The organism is Pseudoduganella buxea (assembly GCF_009720835.1).
GTDB classification, from domain to species: domain Bacteria; phylum Pseudomonadota; class Gammaproteobacteria; order Burkholderiales; family Burkholderiaceae_D; genus Rugamonas; species Rugamonas buxea.
The window spans coordinates 13,928-29,233 of sequence record NZ_WNKZ01000019.1 but is presented as its reverse complement, the minus strand read 5'-3'; the positions used below and the strand labels follow the sequence as shown (position 1 = coordinate 29,233).

General features: G+C 67.2%; 12 protein-coding genes. 4 read left to right on the top strand and 8 right to left on the bottom strand.

Annotation, left to right across the window (positions count from 1 at the left end; genetic code table 11):
• Positions 1–172 precede the first annotated feature (172 nt).
• Both GM672_RS09175 and GM672_RS09170 read left to right on the top strand, forming a co-directional pair.
• A complete protein-coding gene (locus GM672_RS09175; protein ID WP_170299994.1) occupies positions 173–1,279 on the top strand; it encodes a mechanosensitive ion channel family protein in 1,107 nt (368 codons plus the stop codon).
• Positions 1,276–2,574, top strand: a complete 1,299-nt coding sequence (locus tag GM672_RS09170; RefSeq protein WP_155470223.1) for a hypothetical protein — start codon at positions 1,276–1,278, stop codon at positions 2,572–2,574. The genes GM672_RS09175 and GM672_RS09170 overlap by 4 nt, the downstream gene beginning before the upstream one ends.
• A 34-nt stretch (positions 2,575–2,608) precedes the next feature.
• On the opposite strand, the gene GM672_RS09165 is transcribed toward GM672_RS09170, so the two are convergent.
• From GM672_RS09165 to GM672_RS29725, 3 genes are all read right to left on the bottom strand, one after another.
• Complete coding sequence (locus tag GM672_RS09165; protein WP_155470222.1) at positions 2,609–3,922, bottom strand: DUF4785 domain-containing protein; 1,314 nt, start codon at positions 3,920–3,922, stop codon at positions 2,609–2,611.
• A 10-nt stretch (positions 3,923–3,932) separates the two neighbouring features.
• Positions 3,933–4,814, bottom strand: coding sequence for a hypothetical protein (locus GM672_RS09160; RefSeq protein ID WP_155470221.1), 882 nt, complete (start codon positions 4,812–4,814; stop codon positions 3,933–3,935).
• Between the two features lie 198 nt (positions 4,815–5,012).
• Positions 5,013–7,325, bottom strand: coding sequence for a putative bifunctional diguanylate cyclase/phosphodiesterase (locus tag GM672_RS29725; RefSeq protein WP_308807495.1), 2,313 nt, complete (start codon positions 7,323–7,325; stop codon positions 5,013–5,015).
• Positions 7,326–7,583: 258 nt separating this feature from the next.
• Here GM672_RS29725 and GM672_RS09150 point away from each other — a divergent pair, with 258 nt between their 5' ends.
• Positions 7,584–8,132 (top strand): DUF805 domain-containing protein, encoded by a 549-nt coding sequence (locus GM672_RS09150; RefSeq protein WP_155470220.1) that lies wholly within the window; start codon positions 7,584–7,586, stop codon positions 8,130–8,132.
• A 10-nt stretch (positions 8,133–8,142) separates the two neighbouring features.
• On the opposite strand, the gene GM672_RS09145 is transcribed toward GM672_RS09150, so the two are convergent.
• The 3 genes from GM672_RS09145 to GM672_RS09135 form a co-directional block, all read right to left on the bottom strand.
• Positions 8,143–9,975: a tetratricopeptide repeat protein gene (locus tag GM672_RS09145; protein WP_229417641.1), complete on the bottom strand. Its 1,833-nt coding sequence runs from the start codon at positions 9,973–9,975 to the stop codon at positions 8,143–8,145.
• 113 nt (positions 9,976–10,088) lie between these two features.
• Complete coding sequence (locus tag GM672_RS09140; RefSeq protein WP_155470219.1) at positions 10,089–11,270, bottom strand: GGDEF domain-containing protein; 1,182 nt, start codon at positions 11,268–11,270, stop codon at positions 10,089–10,091.
• 180 nt (positions 11,271–11,450) lie between these two features.
• Positions 11,451–13,100: a M28 family metallopeptidase gene (locus tag GM672_RS09135; RefSeq protein WP_170299993.1), complete on the bottom strand. Its 1,650-nt coding sequence runs from the start codon at positions 13,098–13,100 to the stop codon at positions 11,451–11,453.
• 160 nt (positions 13,101–13,260) lie between these two features.
• Between GM672_RS09135 and GM672_RS09130 the strand changes: the two genes are divergently transcribed.
• Positions 13,261–13,797 carry a DUF2058 domain-containing protein gene (locus GM672_RS09130; RefSeq protein WP_155470218.1) on the top strand — a complete coding sequence of 179 codons (537 nt, stop codon included), beginning with the start codon at positions 13,261–13,263 and terminating at the stop codon, positions 13,795–13,797.
• Between the two features lie 126 nt (positions 13,798–13,923).
• Here the strand turns inward: GM672_RS09130 and GM672_RS09125 are convergent, their stop codons facing one another.
• Positions 13,924–14,532 (bottom strand): glycine zipper 2TM domain-containing protein, encoded by a 609-nt coding sequence (locus GM672_RS09125; RefSeq protein ID WP_155470217.1) that lies wholly within the window; start codon positions 14,530–14,532, stop codon positions 13,924–13,926.
• 189 nt (positions 14,533–14,721) lie between these two features.
• Positions 14,722–15,177 carry a fasciclin domain-containing protein gene (locus tag GM672_RS09120; RefSeq protein ID WP_155470216.1) on the bottom strand — a complete coding sequence of 152 codons (456 nt, stop codon included), beginning with the start codon at positions 15,175–15,177 and terminating at the stop codon, positions 14,722–14,724.
• Positions 15,178–15,306 lie beyond the last annotated feature (129 nt).

Below are 15,306 nucleotides of genomic sequence, written 5' to 3'. Positions count from 1 at the left end.
TATTGGTGAGCTAGTCGAACGAGCGATGAAGTATGGCGAAAAAATCAAAACATGGGCGCCGTATTGCCTTGCATCATCAGACAATGCCGCACAGGGCAGGGCGGCCATGGGTGCGCGGCCGTGGCCGCCGCTTCGGTAAACTGGCCTGCTGATGACAGGCAGGAGGGCACGCATGCGTTTGGTTTTCATGGGCAATTCGATCGAGGAATGGGGCACCGCGCTGGCCGTGGCCATCGCCGCCGCGGTATTGCTGTATGTCGTGAAATACCTCCTTGTCCATCGGCTGGCCCAGGTGGCCGAACGCACCGAGACCCGCGTCGACGACTGGTTCCTGCGCCTGCTGCGCGCCACCTACACGGTATTCATCCTCGTCCTGGCCCTGTACCTGGGCTCGCTGATGCTGGAATTTCCCCGCAAGTACGAAGTGTGGCTGTGGCGCGTGGCCGTGTCGGCCATGCTGGTCCAGGGTGCCATCTGGGCCGATACGGCCGTGCGCACGTGGCGCGGGCGCTACCGGCAGGCGGCAATGGGTGGCGAAAGCGTGGCCAGCGCCGCCTCCACTGCCATTATCGACTTCCTGCTGCGCCTCGTCGTCTGGGTCGTGTTCGTCCTCATGATCCTGGACAACCTGGGCTTCAATATCACGACCCTCGTGGCCAGCCTGGGCATCGGCGGTATCGCCGTTGCGTTGGCCGTGCAGAATATCCTGGGCGACCTGCTGGCCTCGCTGTCGATCGTGCTGGACAAGCCCTTTGTCGTGGGGGACTTCATCATCGTCGACGACAAGCTGGGCACGGTCGAATACATCGGCCTGAAGACGACGCGCCTGCGCGGCCTGGGCGGCGACCAGGTCATCTTCGCCAACGGCGACATCCTGAAGGCGCGCATCGCCAACCAGACGCGCATGTTCACGCGCCGCGCCGCCTTCCTGCTGCGCCTTCACACGGCCAGCGATCCGGAGCAGGTGGCGGCGCTGCCTGGAATGATCCGGCAGATCGTCGAGGAGCATGAAGAGACGGCATCGTTCGAGCGCGCCCACCTGCGCGAGCTGGGCGAATGGTCGCTCAATATCGAAGTGATCTACTGGATCAAGAACCCGGATTACTTCGTCTTCATGGACACGCAGCAGTCGATCCTGCTGGCCGTGCTGCGCGGCCTGAAGGAGCGGGGTATCGCCATTGCCAGCCCGGCGCGCATGCTGGTGCGCGATCCCTTCGATTGCAATGAGGCGGCGCCTCCTCTACACTCACCCGCTTCGATCAGGCGGGAGGGAACATGAGGAAACGGGTGGCAGGATTGGCCGCGGGCGCGCTGGCCATGCTGGTGGCGGGTGGCGCGCTGGCGGCATCGGTGCAGGACGTGGCGGAGCGGTACCGCAAGCTGGTGCTGGCCGTGGGGCAGCACGACAAGGATTACGTCGACGCCTATTACGGCCCGCCGGCATTGCAGGAACAGGCGGCGCGCGAGCGCCAAAGCCTGGCATCGATCCGGACCGGGGCCCAGGGCGCGATTGCCGACCTGGCCGACAAGCAGGCTGCCAACGCCGACGATGCGCTGCGCATCGAGTTCCTGCGCAAGCAGCTGCGCGCGATGACGGCCCGCGTCGACATGCTGGACGGGAAAAAATTCACCTTCGACGAAGAGACGGCCCTGCTGTACGACGCCGTCACGCCCCACCACGACCGCGCCTACTACGAAAAGCTGGTGGCCCAGGTGGACCGGCTGGTGCCCGGCAAGGGTCCGCTGCCCCAGCGCGTGCAGGACTTCCGCGCCCGCTTCGCCATTCCGCAGGAGCGCCTGAAGCCCGTGATGGATGCGGCCATCGCCGCCTGCCGCGAACGCACGGCGAAGTACCTGCCGCTGCCGGCCAAGGAAAGCTTCGTGCTGGAATTCGTCACCAATAAACCCTGGTCCGGCTACAACTGGTACAAGGGCGACGCCCACAGCCTGATCCAGATTAACACCCAGTTCCCCATCTACATCGAGCGCGCCGTGGACCTGGGCTGCCACGAAGGCTATCCGGGTCACCACGTCTACAACGCGCTGCTGGAGCAGGCCCTGGTGAAGGAACGAAACTGGGTCGAGTTCAGCGTCTATCCACTGTATTCGCCGATGTCGCTGGTGGCCGAGGGCAGCGCCAACTACGGCATCGAAATGGCCTTCCCGGACGACGAGCGCATCGCCTTCGAGCGCGACGTGCTGTACCCGCTGGCCGGCCTCGATCCGGCGCTGGCGGAAAAGTACGCCCGCCTGCAAAAGCTGCTGGCGCAACTGAGCTATGCCGACAACGACAATGCGATGCACTACCTGGAAGGACGCTTCACGCGCGAGCAGGCGGTGGAATGGCTGGTGAACGTGGCGTTGTACCCGCCGGAAAAGGCCGGCCAGCGCATCCAGTTCTACGAAGGCCTGCGCGGCTATGTCATCAACTACAACCTGGGCAAGGACCTGGTGAAAGCCTGGGTCGAGCGGCGTGTGACGGCCACCGACCCGGCCCAGGCCAGGGCCCAGCGCTGGACCGCGTTCCGCCAGTTGCTGTCCTCGCCCCGGCTGGCCAGCGGCTTGCGCGACTAGCCTCGGAAAATTCGGGGACTGTCCCCGAAGTTTCCTATTCTGCGCTGGCGGTTTTCTTCACGCGGGCCGATGTCGGTGGCACCACGGCGGCACGCTGCGGCAGCAGCCGCGCCACCTCGCTCTCGTCCATCGCCAGCGCGCGTTGCTGGCGCTGCAGCACGGTGCGGCGGCCCTGGTCCAGCAGTTGCAGGTCGCGCACTTCGTACGGGCCCGTGCTGCCGGCCAGCAGGTCGGCGCCGAACGGCAGCGCGATACTGCCGTCGCCCGTCTCGATCCACTTCGCCGCATTGCCCACGCCCAGCGGCACCAGCCTGCCCTGCACGGTGCCATACAGGACGCCCCGCACTTCGTAGCGCGCGGCGCTGGCCGCCGTCACGCCCAGTTGCACGGTCAGGGCGTCGCCGTCGGTGCCCAGGGTAGTGGTGCGTGCCAGCTTCGCCGTCGGCGCCGCAACCGCCACGGCGAAGCGCGACGTGCGCAACGCACGCCGGCCGTCGACGGTGGCGGTCACGTTGGCCTGCACTTCCCACAAGCCGCTCTCGTCGGCGTCGCCCGCGTCGAGCGTGACGGTGGCGGCCATGCTGCCATCCGCGGCGCGCCTGAACACCAGCGGCAGGCTTCTTCCGGCCGGCGATACCAGGGTTGCGTCGACGCGGCCCGGCGTGACGCCGGCGGCGCCGTTCTGCAACTGCGCCAGCACTGTCAGCTGCTGGCCTTGCAGGTAGGCCGCCGACGTGGCCTGCATCGTCAGCGCCACCGGGCTGTCCGGCTCCACCACGTTGACGAGGTAGCGCTGGCTGTCGGCCAGGCCATTGGCGCGCAGGCGCAGCGGTCCGCTGCCGGCGTCAAGGCCGAGGCGGAAGGCCGACGTCGCGGCGGCGAACGGCAGGTCGGCCTTGGCCAGGCGGTCGGCCGAGACCATCGTCTCGATGCCTTCGCCCGCGGCCAGGGCGCGGCCGTTGGCGTCGATGATGATCAGCGACGACGGCTGGATCGCCTCGTTGGCACGCACGGACGCTTCGCCCACGGGCTGCAGCCGCACGATGGCGCGCGGTGCCGTGGTAGGCAGCGCCACGCCTTGCGCCAGCTCGGCGCCCGTGACAGTGAAGTAGGCTTCACGGCTCAAGGCGACAAAGGGCTTCGGCGCCGTGACGGCATCGCGCGAACGCCAACTGAACGAGACGGCTTCGCGCGTGACGGGTGGCGCGACTGTGCGCGCGGCCTGGCCGGCGACGAGAGCGCCGGGGGCCAGGTCGCCGGCCTGCTGCGGCAGCAGGTCGGCGTGGGCGGCGAAGGGGGAAAGCAGGGCGGCGGCGATGCAGGCGGCCAGCATGGTCTGGTTGGTCATGACGGGTTCCTCACAGGTCGTTGCGCAGGATGACGTCCAGGCCGAAGCACTGGCGCCGGCTCTGGTTGTGCGACAGCGGTTCGCCGCCGTTGGTGCGGTCCTTGTCGTAGAACCAGCGCGAGCCCGCGCCGGACTGGCTGGTGCATTCCAGGAAGCCGTCCGAGCAGCTGTTCAGCCAGCCCTGCGTCACTTCCAGGCCGACGTTTTCCGGGTAGCCGCCGCACCAGCTGTCGGTGTCGAAGGGCGAGCTGTCGACGTCGGTGCCGACGATGCTGTAGAAGGGCTTGGGCAGCGCGGGCCGGCCCGCCGTGCCGTACAACATGGTGGCGTTGTAGTTGGCCATCCAGCTCAGCTGCTGCTGGCGCACGGCGTCGGACTTGAAGCCCAGCAGCCAGCCCACCGACGATTCGAAGGCATTGCCGCTGATGGCGGCATCGGCCAGCGGCGTGCCCAGCGACGACGGCGCCAGTGCATTGACCCAGCGTACGGCGCGGATGATGGCGGGGAAGCGGCTGTCCTGGGTCGGGTTCGACATAATCCACCGCATCACGTTGCCGCCGTTCGAGTGCGTCTCGACCACCAGGTCCGTGATGTCGTTGGCGACGATGAAGCGGTGCAGCTGGTCGGCCAGGCAGCCGGCCGCCGTGGCGGCCCACATGTACTGGTCGAAGTCGCAGTTGACGACGACATATAGCGAAGGGTTGGGCAGGCCCTGGCGCACCGAATCGATCATGCCGCGCGACCAGTAGTCATTGGCTGCATCGGTCGGGTGCCCGGTGCCGTGCACGAAGGCCACGCCGGTATTGCCTGCCTGCGCCGGCAAGGCCGTCGCCAGGGCCAGCGCAAGGGCGCCGGCGGTGTTGCCGAGGAATTTCCACTTGCTCAGATCCATTTCCTGTTTCTCCGATAAGGTTGCATAACCGCGGTGAATGAAACGTCGAGGATGCGGCAACAGCGTGACACGCGACGCCGCCGCGGGCGTTCGCTGGTGGGAGAGACTAGAGGGAAGGCGGCAGCGCGTATTGTCGCTTTGCGTCAGCGCTTTGATGGATTGCGCCACGGCCAGGACGGCCGGGCGCGTGGTCGTCGCTCAGGGCGCGGCGCCCGCCTGCAGGGCTTCATTGCGCTCCCCCAGCAGGGCAATGACGTCGTTCAGCGGCGCCGGGCGCGAGAACAGGTAGCCCTGCATGCCGGGGCTGCCGTGCTCGGACAGGAAGGTGGCCTGGGCTTGCGTCTCGACGCCCTCGGCCACCACGCGCAGGCCCAGGTGGCCCGCCATCGCCAGGATCGACTGCACGATGGCGCGGCCGTTGGCGTCGGCCGGCGTGTCGTGGATGAAGCTCTTGTCGATCTTCAGTTCGTACAGCGGCATGCGCTTCAGGTAGGCCAGGTTCGAGTAGCCGGTGCCGAAATCGTCGATCGAGAAGCGGATGCCCATCAGCGCCAGTTCGTGCATGCGTTCGATGGTGGCGTCCAGGTTTTCGATCAGCAGGCCTTCCGTCACCTCGAAGATCAGCTGCGCGGCCGGGGCGCCCGTTTCGGCCAGGATGGCGCGCACCTCGGCCACGAAATCGGGCTGGCGGAACTGCGACGGGCTGACGTTGACCGACAGCGGCAGCGGCGTGCCCATGGCATCGAGGCGCAGCCAGGCCAGGCAGGCCTGGTGCAGGGCCCAGCGGCCCAGCGGCACGATCATGCCGGTGGCTTCGGCCACGGGGATGAAGACGTCCGGCGGCACCGAGCTGCCGTCCGCGCGCCGCCACCGCATCAGCATCTCGGCGCCCACCGGGGTTTCGTCCTGGCTGACCTGCAGTTGCAGGTGCATCTGCAGCTCGCCGTTTTCCAGCGCCATCGACAGGTCGCGCTCCATCGTCAGGCGCCGTTCCACGTCGGCGCGCATGGTCGCTTCGAACAGGGCCACGCCGTTGCGCCCGGCCGCCTTGGCGCGGTACATGGCGATATCGGCCTCGCGCAGCAGGTCGTGCACGGTCTGGCCCGGACGGGGCAGCATGGCCACGCCGATGCTGGCCGAGGAATTGTAGGACTGGCCGTCGATCTCGAAGCTCTGGCGCACGGCTTCGCCGATGCGTTCGGCCATCGTCAAGGCGGTGCGGGTGGCCTGCTCGACATCGTGCGCCAGGTTCGGCAGCAGGACGACGAATTCGTCGCCGCCCAGGCGTGCCACCGTGTCGTCGACGCGCACCAGGCGTGTCAGGCGCTGCGCTGCCTTGCGCAGCATCGAGTCGCCCGTGGCGTGGCCCCGTGCGTCGTTGATGTACTTGAAGTGATCCAGGTCGATGAAGATGACGGCGCCGCAGCGGCCGTCGCGCTGGGCCGCCGCCAGCATGTGTTCCAGCCGGTCCATCAGCAGGCGGCGGTTCGGCAGGCCCGTGAGCACGTCATAGAAGGCCAGGCTGTGGATGGCGTCGGCCGCGCGCTTGCGCTCCGTGATGTCGTGGCCCACCACCACCCAGTGCGTGTTGGCGCCGTCCTCGTCGGCGAAGGGCACCATTTCCATCTCCACCAGGTAGGCCTCGCCGGATTTGGTGTAATTCATGATCTCGGCCTTCACCGGTTCGAGCCGGCGCATGGCCTCGACGATGCGTTGCACTTCGTGCGCTTCCGTCAGGGGGCCATGCAGCAGCCGCATGCTCTGGCCCACCAGCTCCTCGCGCGTGTACCCGGTGCGACGCAGGAAGGCGTCGTTGGCGAAGATGATCGGCTGTTCGGCCGCCGAGCCGGGCCGCGATTCGGCGATCAGCACCATTTCGCTCAGGCGCGCCATGGCCGTGGCCTGCAGTCGCAGTTCGCCGTTCAGGGCGGCCAGTTCGCCGCGGCCCTGCTGCAGCGATTCGGCATAGTCGCGCAGATCCGTCAGCGAACGGGTCAGGCGCTGCAGCAGGATGCTGCACGAGAACGTCAGCATGGCGCCGATGCAGAGGAAATTCAGTGTCAGGATCAGCGACGGCAGCAGCGCGTAATCCTGCGTGCCCGTGACGTACAGCCGGGCATGGCCCGTCAGGCTCAAGGTCAGGATGGCCACGCCGCCGGAGGCCAGCGCCAGCGCCGCCGGCCACGGGCCCAGCAGGATGGCACCCAGGATCGGCGGCACCAGCAGGAAGACCTGGCTGATGGGGCCCACCGTCACCATCATGGCGATGCCGATGACGAACATCAGCGCCAGCAGGTTGATCACGCGCACGCGGTAGGGCAGGCCTTTCGCCCGCCACAGGCCCAGCAGCCACGCGAAGGCGATGATGTCGAACACGGCCACGCCCCAGAAGCCGCGGTGGATCACCAGCGCGATGCTGGGAACGGCGACGACGGTACCCAATGCGGCGACAGCGGACATCAGGGGACTGAAGATCTGGTTGCGCCAGTGCGCGATGTCGTTGAAAGCCACGGTGGTCTTTGGAAATGGACGGAGGGTTCTTGCAAACTTCGCAGTATTATTGCGTTATGGAAACATGATAGGCGCAATTCAAAGCGAAGTCATCAATTTCCGGCCGCGCCGCGCCGCCGACGTTGCGGGGGCAAGACAGCGCATCGCGCGCGCCCAGCGAAGCACTTGTGATTCAATGGCAGCAGCGCATCTTTGCTGTTTCGACCACAATGCTGGACGAACAACGCGCAGGACAACGCAAGCCAAACGGGGGGTTATATGGAATACCAGACAGTGCAGGAACCGGCGGCTGCGGCCAGCGGCGGCAATGACGAATATTTGCCGCGCCTGCTGGCCTGGTCCGGCCGCATCGGCCGCGTGCGCTACCTGGCCTACAGCAGCGCAGCCGTCATCGCCGTCCTGCTGGTGGCGGGCCTGTCGGGAGGCCTGCTGGGCGTGGCGGGCCTGGGCGCAACGTCGCTGCTGGGCCTGGTGCAGGGCGTCGTCGGCATTGCCATGATGGTGGCCAGTTTCGTCATCGCGCGCCGGCGCTTCAACGACATGGGCCGTTCCGGCTGGTGGAGCGTGCTGCTGGTGGTGCCGCTGGCAAACGTGATCGCCACCTTGTGGCTCGTCTTCGGCAAGGGCGACAGCGGGCCGAACGCCTTCGGCCCGAGGCCGGCCCCGAACACGCGCGGCGTCATCATCGTGGCGTGGATCGTGCCCGTGCTGCTGCTGGGCGTCGTGGTGGCGGGCGCCATGCGCGGCTATCAGCAGGGCGGCGACGATTACCGGGTGCGCCCGTCGACCGGCAGCCAGACCTTCTGACGGCCACCGTTCACAGCAGCGACAGCGCCGGCAGGCCCTGCCCGAGCCATGTGCCGTCGAAGCGCTTCCGGGTCGCCGCCAGCGCCGCCGCATCGCCGCGCTGGCGGTAGACCTCCATCAGCCCCCGCAGCGCCCAGCCGTTGCTGGGCGTGCGGGCCAGCGAGGCGCGGAAGGTCTGTTCGGCGGCATCGAGCTGGCCGGCACGAAGCTGCGCCGCGCCCAGTGACTGGCGCACCGGGTAGTACCAGTACGGCGGCTCCGTGTACGGCAGGCTGTCCTGCACGTCCACGGCTTCCTGGTAGGCCTGCAGCGCCGCCGGCTGCTTGCCGCGCGCTTCGGCCAGCCTGCCCGTGGCGACGGCGCGTGCCGTGCGCACGATGTCCGGCGCCGGCACGCCCGCTTCCGTGAGGGGCTTGAAGTCGGCGCGCCGTTCCAGCGCCGCCAGCGCCGCCACTTCGCCCATGCCCTCGGCCACCGCACCCTTGCGGGCGTAGCCAACGGCGCGGGCGTAATGCCACATGGCTTTCACCAGCACGAAGTCCGGCCCCGGATCAGGCAATGCCACCAGGGTTTCCGGGCTGCTGAACTGCACATGCGAGAAGTAGGGCGCCGCCTTGACGGGCTGCATCATGGCGAAGGCCTTCACCAGGGCGGGGCTGAGCGACCGGTCCAGCTTGGCGGCAGAGTCCAGCGCCGTGCGGCCGTCGCCGCCCATCAGGGCCGACACCATGACGAAGTGGATATTGTGGGGATAATAGGCGCCCCGGTAGACGGGATCGCTGGCCGCGCCGGCGAAATACGCTTCGTCCGCCGCAATGGCCGCCTGGTTCGACTCCAGCGCGTCGCGGTACAGGCCGACCCGGTAGTAGATATGCGAAGGCATGTGCACGATATGGCCTGCACCGGGCATCTGGCGGGCCAGTTCGCGCGCATACGGCAGCGCCTTGTCCGGCTGGGTGGACGCTTCCACCGCATGGATGTAGTAATGGGCCGCGCCCGGATGGGTAGGATTGCGTTGCAGCACCCGTTCCAGCGCCGCCACCATCTCCGCCGTGCCGGGCCGCGGCCGGCTGCCGCCTTGTTCCCAGTAGTTCCACGGCGACACGTCCATCAGGGCCTCCGCATACAGCACCTGCACCGTGTCGTCGTTGGGGAAGGCGCGGGCGGCGGCGGCCATGGCGGTGGCATACGCCTTGTCCAGCTTGCCGCGGTCGGCCGGCGGAGGGGCCGCGTAGCGCCGCGCCACGGCCCCGATCAGTGCCTGTTCCACCGGCGTGGCACGGGCGGCATGGCGCACGGCCCGTTTCGCGGCGGCCACGGCCGGCGCCACGGCATCGGGGAACATGGGCGCGTTGATGTTCGGGCCCAGCACGAGCGCTTCGCCCCAATGGCACATGGCGCAGGCGGGATCGGCTTGCTGGGCGGCGCGGAAGGCGCGGGCCGCTTCGGCATGGTTGAAGGCGAACGCCAGGCGCAGGCCCTGGTCGAAATATGCCTGCGCGCGCGGGCTGTCCGTGGTGACGGCCATGTGCAGCGTGCCCAGGTTGTCGTACAGGGGTGGTGGGCCGGCGGCCGGCTGGCCGGGCACGGTGCGCTCGGTGCGGAACGGCGCCGTTTCCGCCTGCGCCAGCAGCAACGGGCGCGTCATGCCCTGGCCACCCGGCGCCGGCGCGCACACGGGCGCGGCGAGGGGATCGAACGCGGGCGGTGGCGGGGCGCCGGCGGCCAATCCTTCCGCCGCCAGGGCGGCGACGATGGCGATGGCGGCGAACAGCGCCATCAGCAGCAGGCGCCGGGTGCCGGCGGCCAGGGGTTTCTTCGGTGGAGGCGTGCCTGGTTTCATGGAAAATCTCCCGCCTGGGGTTCAGGAAGATTGGAATCCATGGGCGGGGCACTGTCACCGCATTCGATCCAGAGTTTGATCCGGATCAAGCGCGTAGTCCGCGCTTGATTGCTTCAGGCCGCCACGGCGTGCAGCCGTACCATGGGGCAGGGCGTGACGCGGTTACGGCCCTCGCGCTTGCTCTGGTACAGGGCGCCGTCGGCGCGGCGCAGCGCGTCTTCCCAGCTGGTGTCGGCCGGCGCGCAGGTGGCCAGGCCGATGCTGACCGTCATGGCGATGGACTTGTCCCCGCAGTACAGGGGCGTGCGCTCGATCAGGTCGCGCACGCGCTCGGCGATGCCGTGCAGTTCGCCCGGGCCGTGGCCCGTGACGAGCACGGCGAATTCCTCGCCGCCGAGGCGGAACAGCGCGTCGTAGCCGCGCAGCGCCTGCTCGGCCAGGGCCGTGACGTGGCGGATCGCGATATCGCCCGTGCTGTGGCCGTGGCGGTCGTTGACGGCCTTGAAATGGTCGATGTCGAAGGCGATGAAGGATAGGGCGTGGCCGCCGCGCCCGACCCGGGCGAACTCGCGGCTGGCGAGATCGTGCAACGCGCGCCGGTTCAGCCAGCCCGTCAGGCTGTCTGTCAGCGAGGCCTTGCGCAGTGCCAGCTCCTGGTGGCGGATGACGATCAGCGCGCAGCTCATGCCGGCCACCATCAGGAACAGCAGCACGAACAGCGAGCCCACCGTCTGCAGGGCCTGGCTGCCGAGGAAGGTCAGCGTCGTTTCGGGCATGATGGCGAGGTAGCCGGCCCGCACCAGCATCTGCGCCATGAACAGCACTTCCAGGCACAGCAGCGGCATATAGGCGGCGCGGGCCGGGCCCGCCGGCATGCGCCACAGCAGGCGCACGACGCTGAAGTTGATGGCGACGATAATGGGCGTGAACAGCATCAGCCGGTTGGCCACGGCCTGCTGGGCAAACGGCAGCCAGTGCAGGGCGGCGACGAGGACGGCAATGCCGGCCAGCACGCCGTAGCGGGGAGGCAGTCCCAGGTGACGCCGCAAGCCGGCGCCGATGGCGAAGTGCCCCGCCACGTACAGCGCGTTGCCGACGGCGGGTATGAGGATTTCATGACGGCCCGAGACGACGGCCCCGAAGGCAACGATATTCGATGCCAGGAACAGCAGCCCCGCCAGCGACCAGTCGAGCAGGCCGGCCGCGCCGGAACTGGCGCGATACAGCATCGCCATGGCGGCGGCCATGATGGTCGCGGCCATGCCTGAAGCGACAATCAAGGTCAGGGCATCCATATTTCCTTGCGCTCAATCTTTCATTGGAGCACAAGAGTATAAGGTCAAGTTGCTGCCTTAATGCTCACACTTTGTCACGATGATCGCCCGGGCCGCAAGTTGACGGATGCGCTGTCGTGCAGGCGCCACGCACGCACCAGCGTGGTGCGTGAATGATGCACCGTGGCGCCCGCAACAGCTTTAATTGCGCTTGCCCGCCGTCTGGTCGCGCACCGCACGGAACTCGGCGTCCTTCGACCAGTTCGGCCACGCGCCGCCGTCCGCCAGGTCGCGGCCCAGGCTGTACAGCATGCCCAGGTCGCGCGCCATGCCCGTGAACGGCCACGTTGCCTTCCACTCGTCCGACGGCTGGTGGTAGCTGTCGGTCACATAGGTTTCCTCGGCCTTGGCGCCGGCCGCCTTGCCGCCGTCGACCCAGTCCTCGCCGGAGCCGTAGGAAATGGCCGGCACGCCCCGCTTGGCGAACGGGAAGTGGTCGGAGCGGAAGAAGTGGCCCGCTTCCGGTTTCGGGTCGGGCGCGTAGGTCATGTCGTACTGTTTCGCCTTGGCCACCAGCTGGTCCAGCAGGTCCAGCTTGGCGCTGCCGGAAATGGTGAAGTTGCGGGCCGGACCGTAAGGGCTCAGTGCATCCATATTGATGACGCCCACCGTGCTCTCCAGCGGGTACAGGGGATTGGCGGCGTAGTACTCGGAGCCCAGCAGGCCCTTTTCCTCGGCCGTGACGGCCAGGAAGGCCACACTGCGCTTCGGCTTTGGTGCCTTGCCGTAGGCGCGCGCCAGTTCCAGCAGGGCGGCGATGCCGGTGCCGTTGTCGATGGCGCCGTTGTAGATCTTGTCGCCCTTGGCGTCCGGCAGGCCCACGCCCAGGTGATCCCAGTGGCCGCTGTAGATGACGGTCTCGTTCGGGCGCTCGCTGCCTTCCACGCGCGCCGCCACGTTCTTCGACTTGATCACCTGGGCATCGACGGCGTAGTGGGCCGACAGGGTGATGCCCTTCAGGACGACGGGCTTGAAGTCGCGGCCCTGGGCCTGCTTCTTCAGCGCGTCGAAGTCCAGGCCGGCGCGCTTGAACAGGTCCACCGTGACGTCGCGCTGGATCCACGCTTCCATCGGCGCATGGGCCGCGCGCGGGTCCTTGCGCACGATGTCGTACATGACGTTCGTGTTCGAGTTCTTCACCGTGGCCCAGCCGTAGGAAGCGGGCGCCGTTTCGTGCACGATCAGGGTGCCCAGCGCGCCGCGCCGCGCCATCTCTTCATATTTATAGATCCAGCGGCCGTAGTAGGTCATGGCCTTGCCGCCGAATTCACCCTGGCCCGTCTCGAAATCGGCATCGTTGATCAGGACGACCGCCAGCTTGCCTTTCAGGTCGACGCCCTTGAAGTCGTCCCACTGCCGTTCCGGCGCCGTCGTGCCGTAGCCGACGAAGACCAGCGGCGCGTTCTTGAAGTCGACGACCTTGCTGCCGTTCATGGCCGCGCGCACGGCCAGCTGCTCGCCCTGCGTGAACGATTCGGTTTTCTTGCCGTCATTGAGCGTCAGCTTCACCGGGCCCTTGATCTCGAAGCGGCCCAGCGGCACATCCTGTGTCCAGCTGCGCTGGCCCTTGACGAGGTCGCCACCTGGCTGCAAGCCGGCCGCCTTGAACTGTTCGATCAGGTATTCCACCGTCTTCGTTTCGCCAGCCGTGTTCGGACCGCGGCCCTCGAAGGCGTCGGACGACAGCACCTTGACATGTTGCGACAGGCGCTGCGGATCGAATTGCGGGGCGGTTTGCGCCTGCGCGGCGAACGCGGCGGCCAGCAGGGTGACCAGCATGACTTTCTTCACTGACAATCTCCTTATGGGATGATGAGTACTGGAATGCAACGTTGCCTAGTATCTTCCTTCCAGCGGGCCAGGTCAAAGTTTCCGGCTACGGTGCCGGCGGGTTTGCTATGCTGGCGGCTTTACGGCCGGCACCGCCGGCCCTCAATTCACGGAGCAGCAGATGGTCTCGTTGCAGGAGCAACTTTTAAAAGCCGGCCTGGTCGACAAGAAGAAGGTCAAACAGGTCAACCAGGACAAGAGCAAGCAGACCAAGGTCGAGCGGCGCACGGGCACGCAAAGTGTCGACGAAGCGCGCGTCGCGGCCCAGGAACTGCAGCGCAAGAACGCGGAAAAGGCGCGCGAAGCGAACGCCCAGCGCGACGCGGCTGCCGCCCAGAAGGCGATCATGGCGCAGATCGTCGACATGGTGCAGAAGAACCGGCAGAGCAAGGGCAACGGCGATATCGCCTACAACTTCACGTTCAACAGCAAGATCGAGCGCATCTTCGTCTCGCCCGCCGTGCGCGAGCACCTGGTGGCCGGCCGCCTCGTCATCGTCCGCCTGGGCGAAGCGACGGAGCTGGTGCCCCGCGTGATCGCCGACAAGATCGCCGAACGCGACGCGGGGCTGGTGGTGCGGGTCAACAAGACGACGACGGAAGTCGATCCGGACGATCCGTATGCCGCCTTCCAGATTCCCGATGATTTGATGTGGTGAAGTCAGGCGGGGGGCGGGGTGGGCCGGGCGATTGCCGGCCATGAAGCGCGGGAAAGCCGGACGATTGCCCCGGCAAGTGCCTGGTCCCACCGTTGCCAGGCGGGACCGGGTTGATACTGCATCGGCTTACTTGTTGCGGTTGGCAATCTCGTTGCCGACATAGCCGCCGCCGATGATGCCGGCCAGGGTGGCCAGTTTCTTGCCATTGCCGTCGCCGACCTGGTTGCCGAGCAGGCCGCCAACCACCGCGCCGGTACCGATGGCCACATAGTTCGGCGCGCGTTCCTGCGCGGCTGGCGCAGGGGCGCTCTGCTGGTGCCGCGCCACATGGCTGCGCTCCGGCGCTTCGCGCACGACCTTGCGGGGCGCGGGTTCACGGTACACGACTTCCCGCACGACCACGCGCTCCGGTTGCGCCGGCACGGCAGGCTGGCGTACGGCCGGGGCCGGGTCCAGCACGAGTGCCGGCTGCTGCAGCGCTTGCGGCGCGAGCTGTTGCGGGGCCGGCTGCGCCGCTGCCAGCGGTTGCAGCTCCAGACCCTGGCGGGCGGCCATGGCTTGCTGCGTTGCCAGGCTCATCGGAACGGTGTCGGCCGACTGGGCTTTGCTCGATGGCAGCATGCCCGTCATGGCGGCGATACCAGTGCCGCTCAAGGCAATCACCGAGACGGCGGCGGCGGCAAACAGCGGGTGGATGCGGCTTGCAACAGGGCTTGCGGTAGCGATCTTTTCCATAATTTTCTCTCCACGGTCATTGATTGGCCTTCGGGAGTAGATTAAGGGCTGCGGCCGGTCGAGGATAGGCTGTGACCTGTATCACACGTTACGACTTGTAAGGCTGGCGCCGGTCAAAAGAACGTCGATTACGCTGCAGAATGCAGAACGCCACCCCGCAGGGTGGCGTTTTCATTTCGCGCGCAGCGCTTACTTCGGCATCACGACGGTATCGATGACGTGGATCACACCGTTGTCGGCCGCGATATCGGTCTTGACGACGTGCGCCTTGTCGACCATCACCTTGCCGCCCTTGGCGGTGACAGCCAGGTTGCTGCCTTCCACCGTCTTCACATTGCCCGGCTTGACGTCGGCGGCCATCACCTTGCCCGGCACCACGTGGTAGGTCAGCACCTTGGTCAGCGCGGCCTTGTCCTTCAGCAGCGCGTCCAGCTTGGCCTTCGGAATCTTGGCGAAGGCCTCGTCCGTCGGGGCGAACACGGTGAACGGGCCCGGACCCTTCAGCGTGTCGACCAGGCCGGCGGCCTGCACGGCCGTCACCAGCGTATTGAAGGTACCGGCGGACTTGGCGGTGTCGACGATATCGGCGGCGTGGCTGGCGCCTGCTGCCATGGCGAATGCTGCTGCGATCAACATTTTCTTCATTTTGATCTCCTTGGATGAATGGATACGTCGGAAAAGTCCGGGACTGTCCCGGAAAAATCGGGGACTGTCCCGGATTTTTCGCGGACTGTCCCGGAGTTTTCCCATGCAAAGAGGCTGTCGTGCCTGCTT